The organism is Salinibacterium sp. NSLL17, from assembly GCF_015864935.1.
Classification (GTDB): domain Bacteria; phylum Actinomycetota; class Actinomycetes; order Actinomycetales; family Microbacteriaceae; genus Rhodoglobus.
Map to the genome: position 1 here is coordinate 1,463,852 of NZ_JADYWH010000001.1, position 13,538 is coordinate 1,477,389.

A 13,538-nucleotide genomic window follows, 5' to 3' on the forward strand; every position below is an offset into this window, starting at 1 on the left:
GTCATGCTGATCGGCATTTTTATCACCGTGGCGATCCTGCTGGTGTCGCTTGGTGGTTTGCTCGCGGCCGCAGACTCGGCGCTTACGGTGATGAGCCGCAGCGATCTCGTCGAACTTGCGGGGCGCAGTCGCGCCCAAAAATCCATCATGGCGATCTCGGTTGACACTGGTGCTCACATCAACGCGCTCAATTTCATGCGCATTGTTGTGGAAACCACGGCGGCAGTATTGGTCACCCTCGTCTTCGCGTCTGCGTTCGAGCAGTGGTGGCTCGTACTGCTTCTCAGCGCGCTCATCATGACCGGGGCATCGTTTGTGCTCGTCGGTTCCAGCCCCCGCAGTGTGGGACGCGCGCACTCTCGCAAGGTGCTGCAGATCTCGGCGACGTTGGTGCGCAGCATCCGCGTCATCCTTGGTCCGATCGCGGATGCGCTGGTGGCGCTCGGCAATCGAGTGACGCCTGGTCGTCCCCGCACGGCAACCTTCTCGAGTGAAGAACAACTGCTCAGCATGGTGGATGAAGCCGCCGAACACGAAGTTCTTGATCAGGATGATCGTGACCTCATCCACTCGATCTTTGAGTTCAACAGCACCGTGGTGCGTGAGGTCATGATTCCGCGCACCGACATGGTGACGGTCGAGGCCGAGGTCACGGCCAGTGCTGCCATGGGGCTCTTCCTGAGCCGTGGCGTATCGCGAGTGCCAGTGATCGGCGAAGATATCGATCAGGTAATGGGCGTGCTCTACCTGCGCGACGTTGCCCGTGTCGTCTACGAACAGCCGGCAGAAGCCGACAAACTGACGACTCAAGAACTCGCACGACCGGCACTCTTCGTGCCCGAGTCGCAACGTGCCGACAGTTTGTTGCGGCAAATGCAGCTCGAATCGAACCACTTGGCCATGGTCGTCGATGAGTATGGTGGAATCGCGGGGTTAGTCTCGTTGGAAGACCTCATCGAAGAACTTGTTGGTGACATCTCTGACGAGTACGACCGTGAAGTTGCCGAGTTCGAAGAGTTGACTGACGGAACGTTCCGCGTGAGCGCGCGACTGCCGATCGACGAGCTGGGTGACCTGTTTGGCCTCGAACTCGACGATGACGAAGTTGACTCGGTTGGTGGACTCATCATGAAAACGCTGGGGCGACTGCCGGAGAGCGGTGCTGTTGCGCACTACTCCGGGCTCGTGCTCACCGCCGAACGTACCGAGGGGCGTCGCAAACGCATCAGCACAGTGCTGGTCTCGCGAGACCCTTGGCTTGATAATCAGCAAGACCCACGCTCGAATGAACGAGAGAACGGTGAATCACAGTGACCGACGCCAGTGAATTCAGAGCAGGATTCGTGACCTTTGTAGGTCGACCCAACGTGGGAAAATCCACATTGACGAACGCGCTCGTGGGGGAGAAGGTGGCAATTACGTCATCGAAGCCGCAGACCACCCGCCGCGCCATCCGCGGGATCGTGCATCGTGAAGACGGCCAGCTCATCATCGTGGACACCCCCGGTATGCACCGTCCGCGCACGCTGCTCGGCGAGCGACTCAACTCAATCGTGCAAGACACTCTCGGCGAAGTTGACGTTATTGGCCTGTGCATTCCGGCCAACGAAAAGATCGGTCCAGGCGACCGCTACATCAACGAACAGTTGGATTCCTTCCCTCGGGCTAAGAAAGTCGCGATTGTCACGAAGATCGATGCGTCGTCGCGCCCCGGTGTTGCCGAGCAATTGAAGGCCGTAGCGGAGCTGCGTGACTGGGACGAAATCATCCCGATCTCGTCGTTCGACAGCATCCAGCTCGACATTCTCTCCACCGAGCTCGTCAAGCTCATGCCGGTCTCCAACGCTCTCTATCCGGATGACGCTGTCACCGACGAGTCGACGGAGTCGCGCGTTGCTGAGCTCATTCGTGAAGCCGCCCTCGAGGGCGTTATGGATGAACTGCCGCACTCGATTGCCGTCACTATTGACGACATGATCGAGCGCGACGACAAAGACCTTCTTGAAGTCTTCGCCAACATTTTCGTCGAGCGCGATAGCCAAAAGGGCATCATTATCGGCAAGGGTGGCGAGCGCCTTCAGGATGTTGGGGCACGCGCTCGTGCGGAGATCGAGAAGCTCGTCGGCAAGCAGATCTTCCTCTCGCTGCGAGTCAAGGTTGCCAAAGAGTGGCAGCGTGACTCGAAGCAGCTAGGGCGCCTCGGCTTCTAAGTCGCGGTTCTGTAACCAATCACTCGTAGCGGCGTGGGCAGTGCTAGTCTGAAAATGTGTTGTTCGGTCTGCTCCTCCTTAGCTGCCGCGACGAGTCCTAATAAGGCCTCCCTCGTCGCGGTGTTTGTCATTGGCTGACCAGATCCGTAACGAGTGGCCCACAAGGCTTTGAGAACAGCAGGAGCACACCATGAAGAACAATCAGTCCGCATCATCGATGCCGATCCACAAGTACCGTCCGTATCACGAGATCATCCCCGTTGATCTGCCGGACCGCACGTGGCCGTCCAAGCGCATCACCGAGGCACCCCGCTGGTGTGCCGTTGATCTGCGCGATGGTAACCAAGCTCTGATCGACCCGATGAGCCCCGAACGCAAACGCATCATGTTCGATCTGCTCGTCAAGATGGGCTACAAAGAGATTGAGGTCGGGTTCCCCTCGGCTAGCCAGACCGACTTCGATTTCGTTCGCTCGCTTATTGAGACCAACGCGATCCCGGATGACGTCACCATTCAGGTGCTGACGCAGGCTCGCGAAGAACTGATTGTGCGCACCTACGAATCAATCAAGGGCGCCAAGCAGGCAATCGTTCACCTCTACAACTCCACGAGCGTGCTGCAACGTGATGTTGTGTTCCGCAAAGACAAGCAGGGCATCATTGACATCGCCCTCAACGGCGCTCGCATCTGTAAGGCATCCGAGGCAATGGTTCCTGAGACCGACGTCTACTACGAGTACTCGCCCGAGAGCTACACCGGCACCGAGCTCGAGTTCGCCGTTGATATCTGCAACCAGGTGCTCGAAGTATTCCAGCCCACACCGGAGCGCAAGGTCATCCTGAACCTGCCCGCCACCGTCGAAATGGCTACCCCCAACGTCTACGCCGACTCCATTGAGTGGATGTCGCGCAACGTGAATCACCGTGAGAGCGTCATCATCTCGCTGCACCCGCACAACGACCGCGGAACCGGAATCGCTGCGGCAGAGCTCGGCTACATGGCCGGTGCTGACCGGATCGAGGGTTGCCTGTTCGGAAACGGGGAGCGCACCGGAAACGTCGACCTCGTCGCGCTGGGCCTCAACCTCTTCACGCAGGGCATCGACCCGCAAATCGACTTCAGCGACCTCGACGAGATTCGCCGCACCGCTGAGCACTGCAACCAGTTGAAGGTGCACGAGCGCAGCCCGTGGGCTGGCGACCTCGTCTACACGGCCTTCAGCGGATCGCACCAAGACGCCATCAAGAAGGGCTTCGAGTCGATGGCGGCTCAGGCCGAACGCGAAGGCAAGCACGTCAATGAGCTGGTCTGGGCTGTTCCGTACCTGCCGATTGACCCCAAAGATGTTGGCCGCGGTTACGAAGCCGTCGTGCGCGTGAATTCGCAGTCAGGCAAGGGCGGCGTCGCTTACTTGCTCAAGACCGACCACAATCTCGACCTGCCGCGCAAACTGCAGATCGAATTCAGCGGTGTCGTTCAGTCGAAGACCGACTCCGAGGGTGGCGAGGTCTCGAGCGAACAAATCTGGACCTCGTTCCAGGATGAATACCTGCCGGCATCCGCAGATCACGCGGACCAGAAGTGGGGGCGGTACGAACTGCTCGCTACTCGCGCGACGAGTGCCAACGATGGCGAAGTGAGCCTTGAGGCTCGCCTGCGCGTCGACGACTCTGAGATCGATGCTAGTCACGTCGGAAACGGCCCGATTGATGCATTCTTGGGCATGCTGTCCGCCCAGGGCCGAGGCATTGAAGTGAAGCTCTACGACTACGTCGAGCACACCATGAGTGCCGGAAGCAATGCGCAGGCTGCTGCCTACGTTGAGCTCGACATCAACGGCCAGCGTCTCTGGGGCGTCGGCATCGACGGGGATATCTCGCGGGCGTCGCTCAAGGCAATCGTCTCAGCGGTAAACCGTTGGGTGCGTGCGACCCAGAACGCTCCCGAATCAGAATTGGTCGCAGGCTAGGTCTGCGCTTCACGAATGCCCGGCAGCTCAGCGCTGCCGGGCATTCGTGCGTTAACGGCGGTACTGCGGATGAGCGTGGGGCAAAGGTTTGCTGGCAGGCTCACGCGAAGGCTGGTTAGCGTGACGAGCGACGGAATCTGGGCATCCCGTTGATGGTGCGCTGTTCGGGAAGGGTCCAGTTGAAGAGCACTGCGAGCACACGCACGCCCACCGTGATCCCGACGCAGATTGACGCGGCGAGAAGAACGGGAACGTCAAAGTTGCGCATGATTACCAGACTCGTTGTGCCTGATACCGCGGCCACCGCGTAGAGCGACCCCACGTGCATGAGCGCAATCGGCATTGAGAGCAGCATGTCCCGCAGAATGGAACCACCGACGGCGGAAATGACCCCCACAAAAATGGCCGGGACATCGGGTAATCCCATTGCAAGCGCTTTGGTAGTGCCGATCGCGCCAAACAAGCCAATCGTCAGGGCATCGAGCAGCGTAACGAGCGGACCCAACCGGGCGATGAGGCGTTCGAGTAGCATCCCGAAGAGAGCGGCCCCGGTCGCGACCAAGAGGTACCAGTTGGTGGAGAGCACGGCGGGCACTTCAGAAAGCACGATGTCGCGCACCATGCCGCCGCCGAAACCCGATGAAATGCCAATAATGGCGACGCCGAGGAGATCTAGACGGCGATCACGAAACTGGGCGGCAAACATCGCGCCCTGCATTGCTCCGACGCCGACCGCTAACAGCCCCGCCCACAGCGGAATCTCGAAAGTCTCGTTCACGCACCATTCGTACCACGCGCCAGGCGGGCGGCGCAGTTGTGCTCTGGGCAAGCCTGCAATCGCCGGGTGAACCGCTAGTGCCGACCCGCCGCGCTGTCACGCTGCCGACCAGCCGCGCTGCCGACCAGCCGCGCCGTCACGCTCCTGACGTGCTTCCCTCGACCCTGCTGCTGCTGCTGCGCTGCTCCCGAGCCGCCGACGTGCTCTCTCGGCCACGCACCCACTCGGCCACGCGCGCACTCGGCCACGCGCGCACTTTCGGCCCGGCCCACGTTGGAAACTCAGGAAAAGCGGGCGGGCGGAGTATGAGGAGCCCGAGTTTGTGCGCTTCGGGATTCGGAACCTTCGCCGATCTCCTGAGTTTCCGACAGGATCGACGTTCAGAGCGGCACACGCGCAGAAGCGTCAGCCCGAGGCTGCGGCGTTCTCCGCATACTGAGCGAATGTCGTGTGGCCAGCACCTGAGGGTGTGCCGAGGTGGTCGCCGCGAGCGAAAGACCGTCCGACGGGACCGGGCAGGGGCAGCGCCCACGTTGGGCGGCGGCGGCCGTGCGCGACATTCCACTGCCGCGCCAGCTCGCGGAATTCCAGCTGTTCTGGGCCTGCGAAGTCAGCGACGCGTTGGGCGGGACCAGCATCCACGAGTTCGACCAGACGCTCGGCGACTTCCTCGACAGCGACGGGCTGCATGGTGAACGCGGGCACGATCGTCACCGGAGACCATCGCTGAGCTCTCAACAGCCCGGCAACGAAACTATGAAACTGGGTGGCGCGAAGGATCGAGTAGGGAGTACCTGACGCGGCGATCAGTTGCTCGCTGAGGTGCTTGTCGCGGTAGTACGCGAACGCGTGTTTATCGACGCCGACAATCGACATGAAGATGAGGTGCTCAACAGGATGGGCAACGAGGGCATCCAGGAGATTCCGGGTGTGCTGCGAGTCGTGGGCATTCGCGCCCGAGGCAAGGTGCACGACCGTGGTGACTCCGGCGAGAGCATCCGACAGTCCGATGCCGGTGGCGAGGTCGGCGACGACGGTGTCCGGGGTGCCGCTGGCGCGGCGGCTGAGCGAGCGCACGGCATGGCCGGCGGCGCGGAGTAGCTCCACGGTTGGTCTGCCGAGGGCGCCGGTCGCGCCGGTAACGAGAATCATGAGATCGCCTCCCTGCGGCAACGGGCATGGGGTGCCGGCGATCACCGCTGTGCACAATGTACTGCGCGCAGAGCTCCGTGGGCAGGGCGCTGAGTGAAACGGCGTCTCTGCGGTCCGTCGCTCAGCAAACTTGCGACAAGCGGAGGATACTTGTGGAGTGCCAACTTATCGTGATGAAGCCGTCGTGCTGCGCACCCACAAGCTGGGGGAAGCTGACCGCATCGTCACCATGCTGTCGCGTGAGCACGGCAAGATCCGCGCGGTAGCCAAAGGGGTGCGTCGTACTGCCTCCAAGTTTGGCGCGCGGCTGGAACCCTTCATGGTCGCCGACATCCAGTGCTATATCGGTCGCAGTCTCGACATCATCCAGCAGGCTGAATCGTTGGGGTCGTATGGTTCAGAGATTACGGCCGACTATGCGAGCTATACCGCGGCGAGCGTGATGGTCGAAACGGCTGACAAAGTCACGGATGACGACGGCTCGTTGCAGCAATACCTCTTGCTGGTTGGCGCGCTGCGGTCTCTCTCGCGGCGCGAGCACAACCCGAGTCTCACTCTTGACTCGTACCTCCTGCGCAGCCTCTCGATTGCGGGCTGGGCACCGAGTTTTGTCGACTGCGCGGTGACGGGCGCTCCCGGGCCGCATTCGGTTTTTGTGGCGCAGATGGGCGGTGTGGTTGCCGACGAGGTTGCCCCGCCCGGGTCGCCACGACTCAGCCCCGACACTCTTGAGCTGCTCGGCGCGTTGCTCGCCGGCCAGTGGGATGTCGCGGAAGCCTCGGAAGAACGGTCGCGTTCCCAAGCAAGTGGCGTCGTTGCCGCGTACACCCAGTTTCATTTGGAGCGCAGTCTTCGCTCCATTCAGCATGTGGATCGGAGCGCATGAGCCGCGTAGCGAAAACTCACAAAGATGCCGTCGAGTTTCGTCCTCTTGACTGGACGGGCATCCAACCTCCGGTGATGCCGAAGGGCTCTGTTCCTGAGCACATTGCGATTGTGATGGACGGCAATGGTCGCTGGGCGAATGCTCGCGGGCTGACGCGGGTGGAAGGCCACAAGGCGGGCGAGGCGAGTCTGCTCGATGTGGTGGCTGGTGCCATCCAGATCGGGGTCAAACATGTCAGCGTGTATGCCTTCTCGACTGAAAATTGGAGTCGCTCGCCCGAAGAGGTGCGCTTTCTCATGGGTTTCAACCGCGACGTGCTGCACCGTCGCCGAGATCAGCTCAACGAGTGGGGCGTGCGCGTGCGGTGGGCAGGGCGACGCCCGCGCCTGTGGACGTCGGTCATCAAAGAGCTGCAATTTGCCGAGAAGCTTACGGAGAAGAACAGCACTCTGACGCTCACGATGTGCGTCAACTATGGCGGCCGTAACGAGATTGCGGATGCTGTGCGTTCGATTGCTGATGACGTTGCGGCGGGCAAATTGAAGCCGTCCGCCGTCTCGGAGAAGCTCATCCAGAAGCGTCTGTATCAGCCTCAATTGCCTGACGTCGACCTGTTCGTGCGGTCGTCGGGGGAGCAGCGGATGAGCAACTTCATGCCCTGGCAGAGCGCGTATGCCGAGATGGTCTTCTTGGATACGCTGTGGCCAGATTTCACGCGCGAAGATTTGTGGCGCGCAATCGAGATTTATGCTGGCCGCTCGCGCCGCTTCGGTGGCGCAGTCGATGCGCCGACGGGTGACGCTAGCTAACACCACTGCCTACTTGGAGGCACTTCTCTCTGCGATCCCTTCGGGGGAGCTGAACTGTTGGTGAGCGCTAGTCACCCCTTTTGGTCAGGGTGACTTTAAGGTGTATTCTGTGTTCAGGTCAGCATGACTCTTACCGAAGGGAGTGGCGATGCAACAGAACGAGCAAGCAATTTCGCTCGCGGTGTCCACCGTGATTTTTGCGCTGCGCCCCATTCCCGAGTCGGGGGAGAGCGCGCTGTGGATTCCATTGGTGCGTCGCACCCGCGAACCCTATGCCGGTCAGTGGGCGTTGCCCGGTGGTTGGGTCGACAACCACGAGAGCCTCGAAGACGCAGCCGCCCGCAACTTGCTTGAGACAACCGCTCTCGAGCCGGCTTACCTCGAACAGCTCTACGCCTTTGGTGATGTTGAGCGTTCGATTGGATCTCGCGCGGTGTCGATTGTCTACTGGGCGCTCGTGCGCCAAGAGGAGGCAGACCGGGCTACCGAGGGTGAGAATGTGCGCTGGTTCCCGGCAGACAACCTGCCCGAGTTGGCCTTCGATCACAACGTTATCGTCGACTACGCGCTCTGGCGCCTCCGCACCAAGATGGAATACTCGCGCATCGCCCGGGCCTTCCTGGGGGAGACTTTTACTCTGAGTGAACTGCGCATCGTGCACGAGGCTGTGTTGCAAAAGCAGCTCGATCCCGCCAATTTCCGTCGTCAGATTGAGAATTCGGGTTCACTGGTTCCCACTGATCACGTTGTCTCGGGAGGGCGTCACCGGCCTCCGAGGTTGTACCGCTATGACGAGGGCGTTGAGCTCGTTGACAATGGCCCGCTCGGCCGCTTAAAGACAGGGAGCACTCGTGTCATCCATTGATTCGACTATTCAGCGCATCACGAAGACGGGCGACGGGGAAACCTGTGCGCCTGAGCTAGCCGATGGTCCGTGGACCTTCGATCTGGGTGTTCCGAGCTATGGGCCAGGGGCTTCGATGGGCGACGTCATCCCCACGGGAGCACCTCGTCAGGGCCAGTTGCCTGTCGAATACCAGAAGGCTTCCAACGAAGACCTCCACGCTCGCATCGTCGCTGCCAAAGCGACCCTCGGCGACCGTGCTGTCATCCTTGGCCACTTCTATCAGCGCGATGAAGTTGTGCAGCACGCCGACTTCCTCGGCGACTCGTTCCAACTCGCCAACGCCGCCCAAACCGTGCCCAATGCCGAAGCCATTATTTTCTGTGGCGTGCACTTTATGGCCGAAACCGCCGACATCCTCGCTCGCTCTGATCAGGCGGTCATTCTCCCGAACCTCGCTGCCGGTTGTTCGATGGCCGACATGGCCGACATCGATTCCGTAGAGGAGTGCTGGGAACAGCTCACCGAAATTTACGGAACCGAGCCGGATGCCGATGGCCGCGTGCCGATCATCCCCGTGACGTATATGAACTCGTCTGCTGCGCTCAAGGGTTTCTGCGGTCGCAACGGTGGAATCGTCTGCACAAGCTCGAACGCCACAACCGTGCTGGAGTGGGCGTACGAGCGCGGTCAGCGCGTGCTGTTCTTCCCCGACCAGCACTTGGGTCGCAACACGGCGAAGAAGATGGGCATTTCGACCGATCTCATGCCGATGTGGAACCCGAACAAGCCTCTCGGCGGCAACGACGCTGAGACCCTTGACGAAGCGAAGGTTGTGCTCTGGCACGGCTTCTGCAGTGTGCACAAGCGCTTCAATGTTGGCCAGATCGAGCAAGCTCGCGCCGAGCACCCCGGTGTTCGCGTGATCGTGCACCCCGAGTGCCCGATGCCCGTTGTGGATGCCGCGGACGAGGCGGGGTCGACCGACTACATCCAGAAGGCTGTTGCTGCTGCGACCGAACCGACAACGTTCGCGATTGGCACCGAGATCAACATGGTCAACCGCCTCGCTGCCGAACACCCGCAACACACGATCTTCTGTCTCGACCCGGTCGTGTGCCCGTGTTCAACGATGTACCGCATTCACCCTGGCTACCTCGCGTGGGTGCTTGAGGGCCTCGTTCGCGGTGAAGTTCTCAACCAGATCACTGTTGCTGACGATGTGGCAGTACCGGCTCGTGTGGCCTTGGAGCGGATGCTCGCCGCGAAGCCACCGGTAACGACGAAAGAAGCGTAACCATGGCACGGGTCATTGTTGTCGGCACAGGTATTGCCGGTCTCATCACCGCCTACCGCGCAAGTGCTCACCACGAAGTGGTCCTCGTGACCAAGTCGGAGCTCGCGGAGAGCAACACCAAGTACGCCCAGGGCGGTATTGCTGCTGTGCTGTTCCCCGATGACACCGTGGCCAGTCACGTCTCTGACACGATGATCGCTGGCGCGGGACTGTGCGAGCGGGATGCCGTGGAAGTGTTGTGCAGCGAGGGCCCGTTGCGCGTGCAAGAACTCATCTCTCTCGGAGTGGAGTTCGACCGCATTGCCAACGGTGAGCTCGCTCGGGGACACGAAGCGGCGCACTCGTCGCGGCGCGTCATCCACGCTGGCGGAGATGCAACGGGGCTCGCCATCGAAGTCGCCCTTTTGCGGGCGGTTCGAGCGCTGGCCGTCGAGACCTATGCGTACACGTTCATGCGCGATCTGGTGACGGAGACGGATGCCGACGGCACGCCGCGCGTCACCGGTATCGACGTCATTGCTCCCGACGGCAACTCGCGCGTCATTGACGGCGACATTGTCGTTCTCGCGAGTGGTGGAGCAGGCCAGCTCTACAAGCACACCACGAACCCGTTCGTCACTACAGGTGACGGTGTTGCTGCCGCCTACCGCGCTGGTGCCGCTCTCGCCGATGTCGAATTCTTCCAGTTCCACCCGACATCGCTCGCGGTGCCCGGCAACCCGCTCGTCTCCGAGGCGGTTCGCGGCGAGGGCGCAACCCTGCTCGACGAGAATGGCAAGCGCTTCATGTTCGACGTGCACCCCGATGGTGAACTCGCCCCGCGCGATGTCGTCGCCCGCGGTATCGCTCGCGCCATGGAAAAGCAGGGCGGGCGACCGATCATGCTCGATGCCACCGCCCTCGGTTCCGAGTTTCTCGCGAAGCGATTCCCCGGCATCAGCGAGGTCTGCGAAGAGCACGGCTTCGATTGGGGCACAGCGCCGATTCCCGTGACGCCGGCTGCGCACTACTGGATGGGCGGCATCCGCACCGACATCGACGGCCGCACGAGCGTGCGCGGTCTCTATGCCGTGGGGGAGGCATCCTGCACCGGTGTGCACGGAGCCAACCGTCTCGCCTCCAACTCTCTCCTCGAATCACTCGTTTTCGCCTGGCGTGCTGCGGATGCTCTCAATGAGCCCCAGCGGGCCATCGAGGTTGACGCGCTCGAGCCGCAGTTCGAGATCACGGGCAAAGAGCCATTCACACGCGATCAGTTGCGTGAACTGATGTGGAGCCACGTTGGTCTTGAGCGGGACGCTACCCGCCTCGAAGAAGCCTCCGCGATCTTGGCGAGCTGGCACTCTGAATCCAACACGGTCGAGGGCGCCGAGAACGCGAACCTGCTCGACCTCGCACGCCTCGTCGTCGTCGCGGCGCTCCGCCGTAAGGAATCGCGCGGAGCCCACGAGCGCACCGACTACCCGGAGACCCGCGAAGAGCTCGCGTTCTCCACGCGCTGGGCGGCAGTCAACGTAGCGGGCGACTTCATCCCGGCAGAAGACCAAGCAGAAACGATCAAGCGATGAATCAGCAGCTCGTTGACAATGTCATCCTGATGGCCCTCGCCGAAGATGCGCCGTGGGGTGACATCACGAGCGATGCGTTCGTGCCCGAAGACGCCACCGCCACCGCCGTGCTCAATGCGCGTGAGGCGGGGGTCGCCAGTGGCCTCGATGTCTTCGCTCGCACCTTCCAGCTGGTGGATGCTCAGGCTGAGGTCACGCTGCAGGCCAGTGATGGCGACTCGTTCACCGCCGGCCAGCAACTCGCTTCGGTGTCCGGTAACGCCCGCGCCGTTTTGCGGGCGGAGCGCATCGCTCTCAACCTCAGCCAGCGGATGTCGGGAATCGCCACCCAGACCGCGGCATACGTCGCGCAGGTGGCGGGCACTCACGCGCGGGTTGTTGATACGCGCAAGACGACTCCGGGCCTCCGAGCTCTCGAACGCCACGCTGTGCGTTCGGGCGGCGGCCACAACCACCGCTTCAGTCTCTCGGATGCCGTGATGGCCAAAGATAATCACCTCGCAGTTCTTGCTGCCGCGGGTATCGATCTCGGCGAGGCCATCCGCCAGGCTCGTGCGCGGATCGGTCACACCACTCACCTTGAGGTCGAGGTGGATCGGCTCGACCAGGTTGAAACTGTCGTCTCGGCGGGCGTCGACACCATCATGCTCGACAACTTCTCGCTCGAAGATCTGCGTGCGGGTGTCGAGCTCGTGGCCGGCCGCGCAATCGTCGAGGCCAGCGGAGGCGTGAACCTCGACACCATTGCCGCGATTGCCGCAACCGGCGTTGATGTCATCTCGGTAGGGGCCCTCACGCACAGCGTTCGTTCGCTCGACCTGGGTCTCGACATTGCGGTGAGCGCAGCACACTAATGATTTTTCTCGACTCCGCAGCAACCACACCCGTGCGCCGTGAGGTGCTTGAAGCGATGTGGCCGCTGCTGACGGGAGACTTCGGTAACCCATCCAGCCATCACGAGCTGGGGGAGTCCGCGAAGCGGGCCCTGGATGCCGCCCGCACGAGTGTTGCCGCGTCGCTGGGGTGCCGGGCATCCGATGTCGTCTTCACGTCGGGCGGTACGGAGTCAGACAACCTCGCCATCAAGGGCCTCGCGCTGGCCGAGCCACGTGGACGCCACATCGTGACGAGTGCGATCGAGCATGAGGCTGTGCTGGAGTCTGTTGACTATCTCAAGCGCATTCACGGGTTCGAGGTCACTGTGTTGCCGGTAAACGGCCAAGGTCTTATCAACCTTGACGATGCTCGGGATGCCCTGCGCCCCGACACCACGCTCTGCACGGTCATGTACGCCAACAACGAGATCGGTGCCGTGCAGCCCATCGCCGCACTGGCCGAACTCTGCCGCACACACGGGGTGCCCCTGCACACGGACGCCGTGCAAGCCGCCGGCTGGCTGCCGCTCGACGTTGCCGGGCTGGGCGTCGCTGCCCTCAGCCTGTCGGGACACAAGCTCGGCGCGCCCAAAGGCATCGGCGTACTGATGGTCAAGGGGCGTCGCAGCCTCGAGCCCGTGTTGCACGGGGGAGGCCAGGAGCGCGGCAAGCGCTCGGGCACCGAAAACGTCGCAGGGGCTGTTGGATTCGCTCATGCCCTCGCGCTCGCCGAGACCGACCGGGCTGAGCGTGCTCGTGGCGTCGCGCGGTTGCGGGATGACTTCGTCGCCGATGTGCTGGCGCGGGTTCCCGCTGCGATCTTTACAGGGCCAGCGTTGGCTGCCACACCCACCCGTCTCCCCAACAATGCCTCATTCTGCTTCCCCGGCACCAGCGGAGAATCCCTCCTGCTCGAGCTCGGTCGCGCTGGCATCATTTGTTCAGCCGGTTCGGCGTGTGCCGTGGGCAGCGACGATGTCTCGCACGTGCTGACCGCGATCGGCATTGACGAAGCGATCGCCCAAACGGCGGTGCGGTTTAGTCTCAGTGGGGATACGACAGCCGAACAGCTCACCACGGTCGCCGCCGAGATCGAAACGGCCTACCGGGCGGTTCGCTCGCTCTCTCAGTAGCGCCTCGGCAGTACCGC

At 62.1% G+C, this 13,538-nt stretch carries 12 protein-coding genes; 10 read left to right on the forward strand and 2 right to left on the reverse strand.

Annotated elements, in window-relative coordinates:
- Positions 1–3: 3 nt before the first annotated feature.
- The 3 genes from I6E51_RS07170 to leuA all read left to right on the forward strand — a co-directional run bounded on the left by I6E51_RS07170 (position 4) and on the right by leuA (position 4,179).
- Positions 4–1,314, forward strand: a complete 1,311-nt coding sequence (locus I6E51_RS07170) for a hemolysin family protein (protein WP_197109831.1) — start codon at positions 4–6, stop codon at positions 1,312–1,314.
- Positions 1,311–2,210 carry a GTPase Era gene (gene era, locus I6E51_RS07175; protein ID WP_197105828.1) on the forward strand — a complete coding sequence of 300 codons (900 nt, stop codon included), beginning with the start codon at positions 1,311–1,313 and terminating at the stop codon, positions 2,208–2,210. Before I6E51_RS07170 ends, era begins: the two co-directional genes overlap by 4 nt.
- 190 nt (positions 2,211–2,400) lie before the next feature.
- Complete coding sequence (leuA, locus tag I6E51_RS07180; RefSeq protein ID WP_197105827.1) at positions 2,401–4,179, forward strand: 2-isopropylmalate synthase; 1,779 nt, start codon at positions 2,401–2,403, stop codon at positions 4,177–4,179.
- Between the two features lie 115 nt (positions 4,180–4,294).
- Here leuA and I6E51_RS07185 read toward each other — a convergent pair whose 3' ends face one another.
- Positions 4,295–4,957: a trimeric intracellular cation channel family protein gene (locus tag I6E51_RS07185; RefSeq protein ID WP_197109832.1), complete on the reverse strand. Its 663-nt coding sequence runs from the start codon at positions 4,955–4,957 to the stop codon at positions 4,295–4,297.
- 405 nt (positions 4,958–5,362) lie between these two features.
- Entirely contained in the window at positions 5,363–6,109 is a 747-nt protein-coding gene (locus I6E51_RS07190) for an SDR family oxidoreductase (RefSeq protein ID WP_197109833.1), read from the reverse strand.
- Positions 6,110–6,266: 157 nt separating this feature from the next.
- Here I6E51_RS07190 and recO point away from each other — a divergent pair, with 157 nt between their 5' ends.
- The 7 genes from recO to I6E51_RS07225 all read left to right on the forward strand — a co-directional run bounded on the left by recO (position 6,267) and on the right by I6E51_RS07225 (position 13,521).
- Positions 6,267–6,995 carry a DNA repair protein RecO gene (gene recO / locus I6E51_RS07195; RefSeq protein WP_197105824.1) on the forward strand — a complete coding sequence of 243 codons (729 nt, stop codon included), beginning with the start codon at positions 6,267–6,269 and terminating at the stop codon, positions 6,993–6,995.
- The gene (locus I6E51_RS07200; protein ID WP_197109834.1) at positions 6,992–7,804 is read left to right on the forward strand and encodes an isoprenyl transferase; all 813 of its coding nucleotides are present in this window, start codon (positions 6,992–6,994) and stop codon (positions 7,802–7,804) included. The genes recO and I6E51_RS07200 overlap by 4 nt, the downstream gene beginning before the upstream one ends.
- Positions 7,805–7,952: 148 nt before the next feature.
- A complete protein-coding gene (locus I6E51_RS07205; RefSeq protein ID WP_197109835.1) occupies positions 7,953–8,669 on the forward strand; it encodes an NUDIX domain-containing protein in 717 nt (238 codons plus the stop codon).
- Positions 8,656–9,945: a quinolinate synthase NadA gene (nadA, locus tag I6E51_RS07210; protein WP_197109836.1), complete on the forward strand. Its 1,290-nt coding sequence runs from the start codon at positions 8,656–8,658 to the stop codon at positions 9,943–9,945. Before I6E51_RS07205 ends, nadA begins: the two co-directional genes overlap by 14 nt.
- 2 nt (positions 9,946–9,947) lie before the next feature.
- Complete coding sequence (nadB, locus tag I6E51_RS07215) at positions 9,948–11,513, forward strand: L-aspartate oxidase (RefSeq protein WP_197105820.1); 1,566 nt, start codon at positions 9,948–9,950, stop codon at positions 11,511–11,513.
- Positions 11,510–12,367, forward strand: a complete 858-nt coding sequence (gene nadC, locus I6E51_RS07220) for a carboxylating nicotinate-nucleotide diphosphorylase (protein ID WP_197109837.1) — start codon at positions 11,510–11,512, stop codon at positions 12,365–12,367. Before nadB ends, nadC begins: the two co-directional genes overlap by 4 nt.
- Positions 12,367–13,521, forward strand: coding sequence for a cysteine desulfurase family protein (locus I6E51_RS07225; protein WP_197109838.1), 1,155 nt, complete (start codon positions 12,367–12,369; stop codon positions 13,519–13,521). The genes nadC and I6E51_RS07225 overlap by 1 nt, the downstream gene beginning before the upstream one ends.
- Positions 13,522–13,538: the final 17 nt, after the last annotated feature.